Origin of the sequence: Rectinema subterraneum (genome assembly GCA_009768935.1) — a bacterium.
GTDB lineage: Bacteria > Spirochaetota > Spirochaetia > Treponematales > Rectinemataceae > Rectinema > Rectinema subterraneum.
In genome coordinates this window covers 1-14,433 of sequence record WESA01000032.1, presented here as the reverse complement: position 1 = coordinate 14,433, position 14,433 = coordinate 1, and the positions used below count along the sequence as shown (strand labels likewise).

Here is a 14,433-nt window from a genome sequence, read left to right as displayed (position 1 = left end):
TTTATAAGGAGCGCACATGCTGAAAGAAGAATTTATTCGGAAAAGCCCGGTGCGGATATTCGAAAATTCGATCGAAGGCGGTCTGCATGCGGGAGATATCGGAGTGCTTGCGAGCAAAAAAGGCATCGGCAAGACTTCCGTGCTGGTTCAGATTGCGCTGGATAAGCTCATGCAGGGCGAGAAGGTCATCCATGTTTCCTTCAATGCGCATACGAGCTATATCATTTCTTGGTATGAAAATATTTTTAGCGAAATTGCCCGGCGCAAAAATCTTGAAAATATCGATGATATAAAAGAACAGCTTGTCCGCAACCGCATGATCATGAATTTCACTCAAGAAGGCGTCAGCGTCGACCAGATTACGCGAACCATCAAAGCGCTCATCAACGAGGGCGGATTCAATGCAAAAACCATCATCGTCGATGGTTTCGACTTTACACGCGCTACCGCCGAGCGGTTCGAAAAGGTCAAAGCCTTTCTGGCTGAAATGCAGCTCGAAGCGTGGTATACCTGCACGCTCGCGGAAGCCGAACCTGTGCTCGATCCGCAGGGCATTCCTGTTGTGCTGCGGGAGATTGAGCCTTTGATTTCGGTCATTGTGGTGCTCGAGCCGAAGAAAGACTTCATTCATCTGCGCGTCGTCAAAGACCACGAGCGGCGCAATCCGAGCGATATGAACCTGCTCCTCGACCCCAGGACGCTGCTGATTGCCGAGGCGTAAGTTTTTGTCGGCTTGGGCGGGCGCAGCGCACGATAGCAGCGCGGCTAATTCTTGCGCAACTTGTTGCGGCGCGGCTCATTTCGGCGCGGCCTTGAATTCGAAGCCATCGATGATCACAAGTTGGAGGCCGTCCTTCTTGCCTGGCGGGCGGCCATCAAATAAATAGAGGTTCATGTGGATGGCAGCGCTTGGCTTCGGAATGCTTTTTGCATCGTTGAAGGTCCACGCATCGATGAGCCGTGGATCGCCAGCCGGGGGCTTTTCTCCATATCCAAGCCAGGAAGCAAACTCGATGCGATCGGGCAGCCATGTAAATTGCTGGGAAGACGGACCAGCGTACGGCTTGGCCGGGAATGAGTGCATGTTGCCCTGCTTGTCGAAAGGCTGAATGACGTATTGCCCCCGCAGATCCGACACTTTCTTGCCCCATGCCGAAAACTCGATGTCGATCTCGCGATGAAAATACCCAAGCGCTCGGCTGTAGGTAAATGCCCCAAAAATCAGATCGGGATGCAGCTGGGCGAGCGGCGTACGGATGCGAAATGTGTAGGTTCCGTAGCCGAGGGATTTGGTCGTCCATACCTCTGCAGCATACCAGTCGCCTTCACGATACGTAATTGAAAGGCGCAAAGCTCCATCCGGAAGCACATCGACGCTTGTACCGGTGCCGCCAAAAAGGTTATTCATCGGGCCTTCTGGCTCAGTGGTCTGGCGCACATACCATTCAAAGCCGGAAAAACTGAGTCTTTGCAGGGTTTGGGCAAAAAGACCGGATCTGGCTGCAATGATGAAAAATATCAAAGCCAGAGAGCGCCAGCAACCCCTTCCCGATGTGGTTCGCGAAGCTTTTGCGTCAGCGCCCGCAGGAGCTGCACCCAGAAGAAAACACGCAGCGTATGTCATATTCGTGCAATTACCTCGCATGTCTCATTCAAAAAATGCTTGATTGGATCTTCCCTTTCGCCGACAAGATTGGCAATCAAAACCCGTACTTTTGTCAGGCCTTGCATCAGAACGAGAATCCGCCTCGAGGAGCGCAGTATTTCGGGCGCCAGCGTCATGCGCGATTTTGGTTCCTGAGGAGCTTCCGTGAGCATGACCAGACTGTTCGGCAAAATAGTGGCGCGCTTCAGAGAATCAGCAGGGCTCTGGAAATCATCGAGAGAAAAGAGCCCGGCAGTATGGCCATCTTCGCCCATGCCGAGAATGGTAAGGTCGAATATGGGTTGATTGGCGCGAACTCGCTCGCTTGCAAAGGTGGAAAGCTCCTCCTCATATGTGCGCGCTGCTAGTGCGCGCCGGCCGGGCGGCCATTGGTGCAGGACGAAAGCGGTCGGGCTGTATTTGAATGCTGCAGCAATCATCTCTGAGTTCCGAAAGCCGCTTCCGGGTTCAGCCTCGCGCTCATCCCCAACCCAAAGATGAATGCTCCGAGCATTCGCAATTTCGGCACATTGCGGATCGCGGGCCAGGGCTTCGTATATCGGCTTAGGCGTCGCACCCCCAGCCAGACAAAGGTGCAGCGAACGCTGTGGTGCCTCGCGGGCATTGCGAACCTCGCGGGCTTCGCTCAGCCCGGAGAAAATGAACTCGCTCGCTGCTCTCAACCAAACATCATCCGAAGTATACACATGAAGAATCATACAAGCCCTTCTCTTAAAACAGGCTCGCGCAAAACGGGCTCGCGAACCTGCGCAATCAGGTCGCGCAAGGAAATGCCAGCCTGGTACTTCAATAGCCCGCCTGACTCTGGAGCTGCTTTCGGATCAGCAGATGCCCATGCCGCCTCGAGTTTGTCGATCACCTGCCAGGCAAGTTCGGACTCGTCCGCGCGGATGAACAGGGTTGAGTCCCCGGAGAGCGCATCGAGAATAAGCCGCTCGTACGCTTCAGGAAAATAATCGGCGACTTCCCTGTACGAGAAACGCAGGCTGTTTGCTCGAATGGCCGGCTCCCCTGGAACCTTGGCATTGAACGAAAGCCATATGCCTTCGTCCGGCTGGATGCGGACGGTGAGGCTGTTTGGCGCAAGAAGATCTCCGCACTGCGCTGCGAACAAAGCCGATGGCGGGCGCTTAAAATACAAGACAATTTCAGAGTATTTCTCAGCGAGCGCCTTGCCTGTTCTGAGGGTAATCGGAACTCCCGAAAACCGCCAGTTCTCTACCGAAAGTGTCAATGATGCAAATGTCTCTGTTGTTGAATCGGGACGGACTTTCGCTTCATTCAGGTAATCGGGCACTGGCTCGCCCCTTGCATTGGTACCCACGGCATATTGCCCTCGCCTCGCACGCGCAAGAATTTCCTGGGGGCTGTAGTCAGGAATCGCACGCAAAATTTTGACTTTTTCATCGCGAATATGCTCGGGCGAAAGCGTTGCCGGCGGCTCCATTACGGTCAAGCAGAGAAGCTGTGTCAGGTGATTCTGCAGCATATCGCGCGCCGCTCCGAAACCATCATAGTAGCCGCCGCGCGTGCCGATGCCTTCCTGCTCAGCCACCGTGATTTCGATGCGATCGATGTAATTGCGGTTCCAAACTGGCTCGAAAATTGTATTGGCAAACCGGAAATGCAAAAGGTTTTGCACTGCTTCTTTGCCGAGATAGTGGTCGATGCGATAAATGTCGCGTTCTTCGAACCACTTGTGGAGCGCCTCGGTCAGGCTCGCGGCGGAACGTTGATCCTTGCCATATGGCTTTTCGACGACAAGTCGCCGCCAGCCCGGTGCAGAAGCATTGCTCCCGCAGCCCATGCGGCCGAGATTCTCCGAAATGACAGGGAAAAACTCAGGCGTTACCGCGAGATAATAAAGAATGTTGTGCGGGATCGCGATATGCGGGGCCAGGCCTTCCAGCACCGATCGATCCTGCTCCCCAACAAGCCTGCGGATAGGCTCATAGCTCTGGGGGTCCGCGACATCATTCTGTATATAGAAAACTCTCTGCGAAAAGGCGTGCCATGCGTCGGTATGAAGCGCCTCATCCTGGTGGCGGCTGTGTGCAAGGCATGATGCGCGAAGTATCTCGCGAAATTCCTTGGTGCTGTAATTGCGGCGAGCTGCTCCAACCATCAAAAGCTCGTCAGGAAGCTGTTTTTCAAGATAGAGGTCGTAGAGCGCCGGGAAGATTTTGCGGTTTGCAAGGTCTCCCGATGCTCCGAACACAATAAAAAGGGCTGGCTGTGGAGAAAAGCGAGTCGCGTCCAACCGGCAATACGGCATATCTGTTGCTATATTCATATTCTATAATATATAAAAATCTTTATTGAGAAGGCGAGCGCGGAGCGCGGCCTTGCCGAATTTCCTGTGGCGAGCCAGAAGGGCGGCGCTGCGGGTCAGCCTGTGGCGAGCCAGAAGGGCGCCCGGACCGATGTTCATTCGGCGAAATCGGAGCGCGGCTCCGGCGATGCTCATTCGATGAGCGCGGCGCGTGTCCGCCTGCCTCCGCGATGCCTGCGGAAAACCAATTGAAAAAAATGGTCTCCTGGCCTGAAACAATCATTCGCACCGAGGTCGGCTCAACGCCTATCGCTTCGCCGAATTCTTTGTCCGCGGACAGAAAGCCGCATTCCCAGCCAGCATCGAGATAGCGCTTCAGCATAGGGCTCAGCTCTCTGTAGAGCGCGCGAGCTTCGTCAGGGCTTGCGAGGCGCTGGCCGTAGGGGGGATTGGCGAGCATGATTCCGCGCGTTCCCGCAGGCGGCCCGGAAGCAGCCCCGGGAGAGGCTGCCCCGGCTGTAACTATCCCAGATTGAGCCATATCGCCGCGAACTTCTGCACTCCGAATCGCTGCTTCTGGGGGCACTAATTCCCTCGCATCGGCGTTGAAAAACTTGATGAATTCGCTGATTCCCGCAAGCGTGGCATTCCTTCGCGCCAACTCGAGCGCCTTCGTATCGAGGTCTGAGGCACGAATATCGGTCCTGATGTCCCTTCTGACCTGCTGGCGAAAAAAGAGCCTCATATCTTCGACTTTATTCTGATCCATCTCGGGGAAGTCTTCGAAGGCAAAACGGCGCTTCAACCCCGGCGCTGCATTGCACGCATAGAGCGCAGCCTCGATCGGAATTGTGCCTGAACCACAGAACGGGTCTATCAACGGGCGAGAACGGCTCCATCCGGCAAGAAACAACAGCGAAGCGGCGATTGTTTCCTTGAGCGGCGCCTCATGGGTAAAGCGTCGGTAGCCTCGTCTCGAAAGCGCCTCACCCGAAGTATCGATGACAATCTGCCACCAGTCATTGTCGCCATAGATACGCACCTCAAGCATGCGGCCAGTCTCCGGCATGTTCCTCACATGAAAATGCTCCATCAACGCAGCATAAATCGCCTTCTGGGCCATGGACTGAAGCGTCGCTTGCGCATGGAGCTTGCAGCCATTCGCACGAGCCCGTTCTATCAGAACCCGTGTATCCTTTGCACAGAATGCCTCCCAAGGGAGAGAGTAAATACCCTGATAGAAGCCATCGAAATCGAACGCTTTGAATTCACCGACTACGAGCAACACACGATCCGCGGTCCTGAGGCCGATATTCGCCTTTGTGAGGTCTTCCGCCAGCGCGTTCGTTGACACATTGAAGACTACCCTGCCCGCGCTGCGCCCCACTTCCCTGAAGCCAAGATGCGCCAGATCCCTGGCCAGCACCTTTTCGAGCCCGATCGCGCACACCGCAATCGCACGCATTGTTGTTACCACAGGTTAAAGTATGTATGGCAAAGCTGAAAAATAAAAGGGGTCTGACCCCTTTTCTTAAATTTTTAATTTTAGGGGTCAGACCCCATTTTTTAACTTGACATTTTTGGCCCTTCCGCGCTAGTATGCCCAAGCATTTTGGGGGTGTAGCTCAGTTGGCTAGAGCGTATGAATGGCATTCATAAGGTCAGGGGTTCAATTCCCCTCACCTCCACAATATCGGCTGTCCGCAAGGGCCGCCGATTTTTTTTGCACTCAAACTGCTTTACACAAGGTTGAGGACACTAAGGTCGGCTTCCCCCTGACACTTTACAAATGTAGAATATATGCGGAGGTCACTATGCAGAACTTCGAATGGGTCACACCGACAAAAGTCTTTTTTGGCGCTGGGATACTCAACAGGTTGGGGCTCGAGACTTCTCTTTGGGGTAAGCGCGCACTGTTTCTGTATGGAAAAGGGAGCATCAAAACAAGTGGGCTGTACAATACCGTAGTAGCGCAGCTTCGCGGCGCGAATATTTTCTTTGTCGAACATGCTGACGTGCAGCCGAACCCTCGCATCGCACATGCAACAGAAGGCGCCCGCAAGGCTAAGGAACACGATCTCGATTGTATTGTGGCGGTAGGTGGCGGCAGCGTCATCGATGAAGCCAAAGCGATCGCTGTTGGTGCCCTCCATGATGAGCCATTGTGGGATTTTTATACCCGGAAGGCCGTGTTTAGGGACGCGCTGCCCATAATCGCGGTCCAGACATTGCCGGCAACTTCATCCGAAATGAACGGCGCTTCCGTCATGACGAACGAAGAGACACATGAAAAATTCAGTATCCGCGGCGAAATGCTGTATCCGAAGCTCGCCTTTCTCGATCCTTCATTGACGCTCAGCATTCCAGTTCAATATACAGCATACGCATGCACTGATATTCTTTCGCACCTCATGGAGGGCTATTTCACTGCCACCGCGGATTTTCCCTTACAGGATGGCATGGTGGAAGGCGTCTGCCGTGCGGTTATGGGATCGCTGGAAACAATTCTCAAAACCCCTCGCGATTTCGAAGCGCGCTCGACAATTATGTGGGCAGGAGCCCTTGCGTGGAATGGCCTTCTCAAGGCAGGCGTCGAGGGTGCCTCGATCCCAAATCACATGATCGAACACCCTCTAAGCGGCATGTACGACATTGCGCACGGAGCTGGGCTATCGATTGTCATTCCCGCATGGCTCAAATATATGAAATCGCATATTGCGCATCGAATTGTGCTGTTTGGCCAGCGCATTATGGGTCTTGAAAAACAGCTTGACGGAAAGCCGGCGATCGAGGCTTCTGACATAGTCATAGAAGCGCTTGAAGCATGGTACCAGCACATAGGGACTCCCATCAGGCTGAAAGAGGCAGGTCTTCAGGCTCTCGATATCGACGCCTGCACGAAACAGGCCATGGCGCTGAGCAAGCTCTGGGGCGTGCCGGGCTATACCGAAGCTGATATTCGCGCGATATATCGCCTGATGGCTTGAACCGCGTTTTTCTCAATATCAGGAAGCAGTGCTCAGCTCTCGATTACAGTTCGGCATTAATCCCGATATTGATATGCAGCGGTGAGCCGCCAACTTTTTGGGCCATAAAAGCCCAGGCGGCTTCAACAGAGAACATGGTATGGCTCGTCGCTACCATGCCAGCGAGAATGGCCAAATCGAACTCAACGCGCGCAAAGGCAGAACAGAGCGCTGAAGGCGTGCTATCAATCTCGAGCCCAGCGCCTCGCACTCCCGCTCTGCCAATAATCCGCCGTAATGCCCACGAAGGAGACAGCGGCATTCGAAGCATCCATCCGGCTTCAATCGAAAAAAGACGCACGTCGACTTCGCCAAACGCATACCAATTCGAAAGAGAGATGAGCGAGCTGTACTCCCGATAGCTCGGATATGGCGCTTGTACTGCAGACGGCATTATGCTGCTGCCCGAAGCCAACAGGCGAAGCGCAGGCGAAAACGCCACACCGCCAAACGGCGCATACGCACCATAGGCCGACAACCCCACTCTGCCCGGAACTGTAATGGATCCGCCGAGAGACATGCCTCCAAATCCGCTTCGACTTGCCACTTCGTAATCCGCTCCCGCAGCAAGAGCAAATCCATATTGGTCGTACGGGGGCTTGCGGGACCTGTACAGACTTTGATATTGAGCATCAAGGCCGATAGCCCACGATGTGGAATCAGGGCTGAGCTGGAACACTTCCGCCAAAGGATATGCATCCTGAAAGCCGGCAAAAATGCCGTGCAGATCAGCGGAAAGGCTGCGGAAAAGCGGCACAAACGAGCGCTCCCACTTAAGCACGGCGCTCACCGACGATACTCGGCCGAGCGATGCATATAGCACAGATTGATCGGCCACCGAAAACAAAACATGCCATTCACCCGCGCCAAGCTGGATATGAGCGCTTTCCGAAGGCCGCCAATTCGAAAAATCCCAGCCGGCAAAAACCTGCCAGGCGGCGCGTTCGCTCAAATCGCTGCCTGTCAGCACAAGACCTGCAGTATTTCCTTCTGCGTACGGAATGCGGCTTGATGAAAAAAGCGCAGGAAAAAGCGTATCTGTCTTTTTGATGGCAGCGGTTTGTTTGGGCTCTTGCATCGCTTCGAGATAATGAAGCTGAGCCCATCGAACCGCGTCCTGCCATTCGACTGGAATGGTAGAGAACAATGATGAGGCTGAAGTAGATTGCTTGTCGATTTCTCCAATGTCCAAGACATTGAGGGCTTTGAGCCCATCCTTCTTTGATGACAAATACACAATCTTCGTAACATTAGCATATACAGGCTGACAGATGCCGCCCTCAGGCGCCTGGTTTTGTACCAAAAGCAACCAGCTTCCATGCTCTTCTTCGAGAATCCCGAGCCGCGAAATTCCATTTTCAGGAATGAGAGTGAGCGCGAAGCGGATTCCCCTCGATGCAGCTGATCCTTCCGAGTCTAGACGGAATCCCGGCGAAATCCAGCGCACTGCATAACCGGGGATGTCGATCATTTCAGTTTTGCCTTCTGCTGTTCTTCTTGCAGGCAGAATTGTCGAGCCTAGGCGTACAAGCCCATAGTCGGTACCGCTCTCTGGATCAGTCCAAGGATCATAAAGGAAAATATTTTCGCGCGATGAACCATTTTGAGCAACAGCAAGAGCTGCGCCCGCAGGAGGAATTGGCAGGTCGCGGATGTACGATAAGGTTTTTGTTTCAAAATCGAATTGATAGCGCGCAGGGATAGTTCTTCCGTCAGGGAGAGGACGGATCCAGTCAATATCCAAAGCATGAAATCTTACGTTAAATCTAATGTTACGTAAATTTTCATCAGCGGCAAAAAGCCGCCTTGGCTCAGTACCTTGACCCCTGGATTCGGCCTCTTTCCCTTGCGACTCGACGCCCTTTCTCTGCCCATCCAGAATCGCTCGCGCGTACACCCCCTTCTTATCCCCGTCAAAGTAGTACACAACTCCCTCGCCCACATCAAAGGCTCCAATATAGCCGGAAAACAGCTCGACCGCGTCCCGCACCTCGCCCGCCTTTTCCATTCCCGAATCAATCCAAGAGAGAAAGTCAGCCCACAACGTTTGGGGTCTGACCCCTGTTTTAACTTCCAGAATACCTTTGCTCAGTGCTGTGCCATCAAAGCCGCGGAAAATATTTCCAGCCGCCGCATCATGCCAAAGCTGCCCAAGGATCTCCGGACCAAACCGCTCTGCAAGATAGTCCGCAAACAGCCCGCCATACAGGTATGCAAGGCTCCCAGAGCCATAAAAATCAGCAAGCCCTGAGACATCCCAGAGCAAACGATTCTGCCCCCACTCCCGTTCGATGCGCACAATCTGCAACGCTGCAGGATCATTCAGCCGCCCGCTTTTTGCTGATGCCTGGTTTTCTCTGCCTGCCACGTCATCCTCCGCCCTGCTTTCTCCTGCCGCGCCATTTTCTGCGCTCAACCTGCTTTCCGCCCACACCGCAGTACCTTCCACCAGCGCCTGTGGCATCATCCACCCCTCCGGCGCAACCCAATCCCCTCCGAGCCAGGCCAGTGCCTTCCATCCGCCCTTTCTCTCGTTCAGCGTGATGCAATGCACAAGCTCATGCAGAAAAACCGACTCAAGCTCATCCGCCATCGATGCGAGCTGGCCGCGCGGGTCCGCCGAGGCGAGAAAAATGACGATGCGGTTCGATGGAAGGAGCGTCGAATACCCGTTGAGCGAGTGCGCAATGTCGGAAATCAGGACTGGAATGCGGTGTCTCGAAGGTTGTGTATCAAAAAATCCATTCAACTTCGAATATGTATTATCTGCAAATGACGAAAGCCGCCAGGCCTGTGCCTCAAGCTCGTGCGGCGCATAGATATCAAACCATCGCGTTTGCACATGAAGAAGCGGCTTAAGATTGCTGATTTCTTGCGCCGCGGCCAGCAAGTCGGGCAGACTCATCATCGCAATCACTAAAGCCAGCAACATCACAGCCCAGGAAACATACATTCTGCGTATGCGCATGCTTTACTCTACCATACTCGAACTGCTCCACGAAATGTTCAATATATAATCCGCTTTCTTGCCAGCACCCGCAATGCGTCGTTGCCTTGACCAGGACGCACAAGCCCTGCTACTATCCTGCTTGCGCTATGAAAAATAGTGAATCTCGGCTCCAATGCCTTCGCCCCATAGCCTCGCTCACGCCGCAGGAAGCGCGTGCGATCCGCTATGTACTTATGGATATCGATGACACGCTCACCACCGATGGCAAATTGCCGCCAGAAAGCTATGCAGCGCTGTGGGCTCTCCACAAGGCAGGCCTCATTGTGATTCCGGTAACTGGCAGACCCGCAGGCTGGTGCGACATGATTGCGCGCGAATGGCCCGTCGATGGTGTTGTGGGTGAAAATGGCGCGCTCGTATTTTGGGAAAGCGAAGGTCGCCGCCTCAAATCCATGACTCATCCGGATGCAGTCCCGAATTCTGATCCGCGCCTTGCTGCGCTCCGCGACCAGGTGCTTGCACAGGTGCCTGGCACTCGTCTTGCCCGCGACCAATTCTCGCGGCTCTATGATATCGCGATCGATTTTGCCGAGGAGGAGCCGATCCTGCCCCTTACCGCCGCCCAGTCAATAAAAGCACTCTTCGAAGGCGGCGGTGCGCACGCGAAGATTTCTTCCATACATGTCAACGCCTGGATGGGCGAATACGACAAGCTTTCCATGGTAATTCGCTATCTTTCTGCGCGCTTTAGCTATGACGACGACCGCAATCGCGCAACAGTTGTCTTTGTCGGCGATTCGCCCAACGATGAGCCTATGTTCGCCCATTTCCAGATGGCATGCGGTGTTGCCAATATCCTCAAATATAGAGAGCTTATCTCGCAGCTTCCACACTTTGTGACCCGGCGGGAATCGGGTGCGGGTTTTGCTGAATTCACTGCAACGTTGCTTGAGCGCCGCGCTGCAAAGGCCTCACCCTGAACTATTTCTTGCCTGCTTCTTTCCCGTTCGATCTGCATAGCAGTACAGACACCCCCTCGGGCATGTTCCATAGCTGCCGATATCGACGCTCTCGATGCACTTGCAAGCAGGGCGCTGGTTTTTGTCCTTGCGGGATGAAAAAGACTGGTGCGTCAATTCGGAAATGATAGCTGAATCGATACAGCCAAGGCCGAGCGAAGGCTGTACCTGCTGCAGTTCAGGCTCCGCGCAAAAAGAAACAAAGATGCCTTCCGAAGCCGCAATTTCAGTAAGTTCTTTTGCGAGCAATTGATAATGCGCGCTGCTTTTTTCGCTCGCACCCTCCCCCCCTCTCGCGCCGCATAGAGGGAGAAACCCTGCCTTCTTGAGCCGAACATCGGTATGCCTGTATGCATCATATATGCTGATTACGCAGTGCCGCACACTCCCCGAAAGTTCCTTGGCAAGCGCAGCAAAATTCCTGATATGCCAGTTGGCATCGTAGCAGCCTGCAAGCAAAACCGGATCGTAACGCCAGATGACACGATTCTGCCCGATTTCGCTCGCGAGCGCCTTGAGCATTTCCACAGCTTCGCTTGCAAGCGGCCCGGACGGTTCGAGCGCTGCCCCATAGCCGATAATTGTTATATGAAAATAAAATGCATATGGCTCAAGCTCATCCAAGCGGGACAGCATCGGGCGCGCATCTCGAGTCCAGAACACAAGGCAGCCGACCGACTCCGGGTCCAACAGAACGCGTCGCATCAGCTTCGGGTTGAAAGGATTGCGCACATCGACAAAGCCCTCCATCAGGCGCTCGAAGAACCAATCAGCATAGAATGAAGGAATGTCTGTCCGCCTGCTTGCGCTTATAACCACAGCCATAAATTGACACCTGCCGCAAATGCTTCTATAGTAATTATCCGAAAAACATATGGATACTATCAAGAGCAAATATGCTCATCTTATCGGCGAAATTATTGCCCATGTCCCCCAGAACGCCCATGTCTCGGAAGAAAATGTCTATCAGCAGGGCATCGCCGCACTGCTGCCCTATATCGATACTATCATTCATGATTATATCGATGATTGTTCAGATATAGAAGGAATCGAGAACCTCGCCTCCCTCCATGCACATGCAAAGCGTGGTGAATCATGTCTCATGCTGATGGAACATTACTCGAATTTTGATTTGCCTGTATTCCATTATTTATTAAGAAGATCTGGCCAAAAGGGAGAAGAAATCGCTTCGGACATTGTCGCGATTGCGGGTATCAAGCTCAACGAAGAGAATCCTGCGGTCCATGCCTTTGCAAGAGCATATTCGCGCATTGTGATCTATCCTTCCCGGTCGATGCAAATCATCAAAGAAAAGTACAAAGACCCGAAAGAGCTCTATCAGGAAATAAAGCGAAGCATTTCCATCAACCATGCCGCTATGAAAGCGCTCAGCGCAGCCAAAGAAAGCGGCAAACTCATTCTGGTGTTCCCCGCCGGCACGCGCTATCGCCCATGGGACCCGTCGTCAAAACGCGGCGTGCGAGAAATTGCCTCGTACATCAAGTCTTTTTCCAAATTCTGCCTTGTTTCAGTCAACGGAAATATTCTCAGAATCAATCCATCCGGCGATATGGAAGACGACATTCTCCAAAAAGACAGGGTGATCTACAATGTGAGCCCCGTCCATGACAGCAAGGAGTTTCTGGCTTCCGTGAAGTACGATCTGCATTTCCGCGACGATAAAAAGCAGGCAATTGTCGATACTATAATGGATTTGCTCGATGCCATGCACAAGGAAACCGAGGATCGCTGCAAAGGCTGAGCCGCATTGGAATCATGCTGAAAATCAAGTCCTTCGGCGCTAACAAAAACCTACGATGCGCGCTGCACCTTCAGACAGCCCGCTATCGCTCTCTCAGCCTTTTGAACGGATTCATCCCCAACCGCACAGGGAAATAGGCAGCCCCCGCAACAAATCCCGCGAGGTGGGTGAGGTGGGCCACAGAACTCGCAGCCCCCAACAGCGTAAAAACAATTTCGATCGCAGTGTACCCGATGACCATGAGCGGCGCGCGAATCGGAATGATACCGTATAAATACACCATAGCTTTCGGATACAGCACCCCGAAAGCGAGCAGCAACGCAAACACCGCCCCCGAAGCGCCCAGCAGCATAGTGTTCCATGCCCCGGAAAATGCATATATCGCGAATGAGGCAATGCCCGCGAAAGTGCCCGAAAGCAGGTAATACAACAGAAACTCGAGGCTGCCCAAGGTGCGCTCGACCGGCGTTCCAAAGAAGAAAAGCCCCAGCATGTTCACAAGGAGGTGCGTAAGGTTCGCGTGAGCAAACATATACGTGAACACCTGCCAGACCCACCCCGCCATGACTGCTTGCGGACTGAGCGCGAGCGCGTATGTCACCATGGGCCAGACATAGCCCAGCGCAAAAATGAGCACATTGGCAGCAATGAGGTACAGTGTCGCATTGAAAAACCGGAACCTGAACGGCCGGCGCAAGATTGAATTCGTCTGCATGGGTTAAAAAGTATAGAAATATGCGCGAGAGAGCAAGGCTGAGGTGCCCGATTTATCGAGGGCTGCTATAAGCGAGCGAGAACAAAGCCAGGGCCTCTCGCGCATAACCAGCATCCTTCTCTTCCAAAAAACAAGGCCACCCGGGCAAGCCCGGATGGCCTTTCGTCGTCACTCTGTTGCGGATCAGTTGTGGCTGATTGTCACGGTGAGGGTATCGCCGTAGGTTCCAGCCTGATAATAATCAGCAGACGGGCCGAACTTCACCGAAAGCGCATAGCTGTTGCCAACTTTTGCAGTTCTCGGCTGAGCAGCGCTTGTCCACGCGGAAGCAAGACTCTGGTCTGTAACCAGTGAGCCGAGAGTCATCGTATAGGCGATTTTCTCGGTATTGTCCACTGAGTGGACCAGATAGCCGCTATTCGCGCTCGAAACGCTGATCGTCCAGTTCTTCACGTTGCTGGTCACTACGACATTGCCGATAGACCAGGTTTCAGCAGTTGAACCATTCGCAATAGTGCCCGTATAGGTCTCGGGCACTGTCAGCGAAAATACTTCAGCTACCGAGCCGGAAATCGACACAGTACCACTCTGCGTAGTCGTCGGAGGCACTACCGCAAACGCCATCCCGAACACTGCTACCGCAAACAGAGCTACCAATGCATACTTTTTCATACTGAAACTCCTCGCCTGCAGGGTCACAGCCCCACAGTTACGTTTTGTGTTTAGCTGTGGCATCCTCCAACGGATTCAGCCACTACACTTTGATATTAGTATTATCGACATTTTCGCAAAAAGTCAAATAGAAAAAGTATAATGCTCTCAAAACGCAAATCTCTCCAAAATGCTCAAAATGCCATTTAAATATGAAATATATATTATTTTGGCGCAATATTCTTAACGCAATTTCAGAATTCTATATAACAGAAATATTATGAAAAGCGCGCCACCGGACTTTTGCAGTTTCTTTCAAAGGCACAGAGAAATAATTCCTTTTCGCATAAGCTGCTAGAAATTTTTTTACAA

12 protein-coding genes and 1 tRNA gene are annotated in these 14,433 nt (G+C 53.1%); 5 read left to right on the top strand and 8 right to left on the bottom strand.

Features of this window, described 5'->3' with window-relative positions; translation table 11 throughout:
• The first annotated feature begins 16 nt into the window (after positions 1-16).
• Complete coding sequence (locus GAP13_RS08755) at positions 17-721, top strand: P-loop NTPase family protein (RefSeq protein WP_158907950.1); 705 nt, start codon at positions 17-19, stop codon at positions 719-721.
• Positions 722-796: 75 nt separating this feature from the next.
• Here GAP13_RS08755 and GAP13_RS08750 read toward each other — a convergent pair whose 3' ends face one another.
• From GAP13_RS08750 to GAP13_RS08735, 4 genes are read right to left on the bottom strand one after another with little or no spacing between them, the layout of a single operon-like run.
• On the bottom strand, positions 797-1,624 hold the full coding sequence (locus GAP13_RS08750; protein WP_158907949.1) for a LamG domain-containing protein: 828 nt from the start codon (positions 1,622-1,624) through the stop codon (positions 797-799).
• Positions 1,621-2,364, bottom strand: a complete 744-nt coding sequence (locus GAP13_RS08745) for a 6-phosphogluconolactonase (RefSeq protein ID WP_158907948.1) — start codon at positions 2,362-2,364, stop codon at positions 1,621-1,623. The genes GAP13_RS08750 and GAP13_RS08745 overlap by 4 nt, the downstream gene beginning before the upstream one ends.
• On the bottom strand, positions 2,361-3,959 hold the full coding sequence (gene zwf, locus GAP13_RS08740) for a glucose-6-phosphate dehydrogenase (protein WP_158907947.1): 1,599 nt from the start codon (positions 3,957-3,959) through the stop codon (positions 2,361-2,363). The genes GAP13_RS08745 and zwf overlap by 4 nt, the downstream gene beginning before the upstream one ends.
• Before the next feature lie 22 nt (positions 3,960-3,981).
• Positions 3,982-5,415, bottom strand: coding sequence for a THUMP domain-containing class I SAM-dependent RNA methyltransferase (locus GAP13_RS08735; protein WP_158907946.1), 1,434 nt, complete (start codon positions 5,413-5,415; stop codon positions 3,982-3,984).
• A gap of 137 nt (positions 5,416-5,552) precedes the next feature.
• Between GAP13_RS08735 and GAP13_RS08730 the strand changes: the two genes are divergently transcribed.
• Positions 5,553-5,626: transfer RNA gene (locus GAP13_RS08730), tRNA-Ala, on the top strand.
• 126 nt (positions 5,627-5,752) lie between these two features.
• Positions 5,753-6,925 carry an iron-containing alcohol dehydrogenase gene (locus tag GAP13_RS08725; RefSeq protein ID WP_158907945.1) on the top strand — a complete coding sequence of 391 codons (1,173 nt, stop codon included), beginning with the start codon at positions 5,753-5,755 and terminating at the stop codon, positions 6,923-6,925.
• Between the two features lie 43 nt (positions 6,926-6,968).
• On the opposite strand, the gene GAP13_RS08720 is transcribed toward GAP13_RS08725, so the two are convergent.
• Positions 6,969-9,932 (bottom strand): hypothetical protein, encoded by a 2,964-nt coding sequence (locus GAP13_RS08720; RefSeq protein WP_158907944.1) that lies wholly within the window; start codon positions 9,930-9,932, stop codon positions 6,969-6,971.
• Between the two features lie 128 nt (positions 9,933-10,060).
• Here GAP13_RS08720 and GAP13_RS08715 point away from each other — a divergent pair, with 128 nt between their 5' ends.
• Entirely contained in the window at positions 10,061-10,894 is an 834-nt protein-coding gene (locus GAP13_RS08715; protein WP_158907943.1) for an HAD family hydrolase, read from the top strand.
• On the opposite strand, the gene GAP13_RS08710 is transcribed toward GAP13_RS08715, so the two are convergent.
• Positions 10,886-11,758: a DUF1848 domain-containing protein gene (locus GAP13_RS08710; RefSeq protein ID WP_158907942.1), complete on the bottom strand. Its 873-nt coding sequence runs from the start codon at positions 11,756-11,758 to the stop codon at positions 10,886-10,888. The two genes, GAP13_RS08715 and GAP13_RS08710, sit on opposite strands and share 9 nt — an antisense overlap.
• A 49-nt stretch (positions 11,759-11,807) precedes the next feature.
• Here GAP13_RS08710 and GAP13_RS08705 point away from each other — a divergent pair, with 49 nt between their 5' ends.
• Entirely contained in the window at positions 11,808-12,695 is an 888-nt protein-coding gene (locus GAP13_RS08705) for a 1-acyl-sn-glycerol-3-phosphate acyltransferase (protein WP_158907941.1), read from the top strand.
• Positions 12,696-12,777: 82 nt separating this feature from the next.
• On the opposite strand, the gene GAP13_RS08700 is transcribed toward GAP13_RS08705, so the two are convergent.
• Both GAP13_RS08700 and GAP13_RS08695 read right to left on the bottom strand, forming a co-directional pair.
• Positions 12,778-13,410: a rhomboid family intramembrane serine protease gene (locus GAP13_RS08700; RefSeq protein ID WP_158907940.1), complete on the bottom strand. Its 633-nt coding sequence runs from the start codon at positions 13,408-13,410 to the stop codon at positions 12,778-12,780.
• A 183-nt stretch (positions 13,411-13,593) separates the two neighbouring features.
• Complete coding sequence (locus tag GAP13_RS08695) at positions 13,594-14,082, bottom strand: hypothetical protein (protein ID WP_158907939.1); 489 nt, start codon at positions 14,080-14,082, stop codon at positions 13,594-13,596.
• Between the last annotated feature and the right edge of the window lie 351 nt (positions 14,083-14,433).

What these genes read in the sequence shown, in the direction of transcription:
- GAP13_RS08755 (WP_158907950.1), top strand. Translation starts at nt 17, where the DNA reads ATGCTGAAAGAAGAATTTATTCGGAAAAGCCCGGTGCGGATATTCGAA.
- GAP13_RS08750 (WP_158907949.1), bottom strand. Translation starts at nt 1,624, where the DNA reads ATGACATACGCTGCGTGTTTTCTTCTGGGTGCAGCTCCTGCGGGCGCT.
- GAP13_RS08745 (WP_158907948.1), bottom strand. Translation starts at nt 2,364, where the DNA reads ATGATTCTTCATGTGTATACTTCGGATGATGTTTGGTTGAGAGCAGCG.
- zwf (WP_158907947.1), bottom strand. Translation starts at nt 3,959, where the DNA reads ATGAATATAGCAACAGATATGCCGTATTGCCGGTTGGACGCGACTCGC.
- GAP13_RS08725 (WP_158907945.1), top strand. Translation starts at nt 5,753, where the DNA reads ATGCAGAACTTCGAATGGGTCACACCGACAAAAGTCTTTTTTGGCGCT.
- GAP13_RS08720 (WP_158907944.1), bottom strand. Translation starts at nt 9,932, where the DNA reads ATGCGCATACGCAGAATGTATGTTTCCTGGGCTGTGATGTTGCTGGCT.
- GAP13_RS08715 (WP_158907943.1), top strand. Translation starts at nt 10,061, where the DNA reads ATGAAAAATAGTGAATCTCGGCTCCAATGCCTTCGCCCCATAGCCTCG.
- GAP13_RS08710 (WP_158907942.1), bottom strand. Translation starts at nt 11,758, where the DNA reads ATGGCTGTGGTTATAAGCGCAAGCAGGCGGACAGACATTCCTTCATTC.
- GAP13_RS08705 (WP_158907941.1), top strand. Translation starts at nt 11,808, where the DNA reads ATGGATACTATCAAGAGCAAATATGCTCATCTTATCGGCGAAATTATT.
- GAP13_RS08700 (WP_158907940.1), bottom strand. Translation starts at nt 13,410, where the DNA reads ATGCAGACGAATTCAATCTTGCGCCGGCCGTTCAGGTTCCGGTTTTTC.
- GAP13_RS08695 (WP_158907939.1), bottom strand. Translation starts at nt 14,082, where the DNA reads ATGAAAAAGTATGCATTGGTAGCTCTGTTTGCGGTAGCAGTGTTCGGG.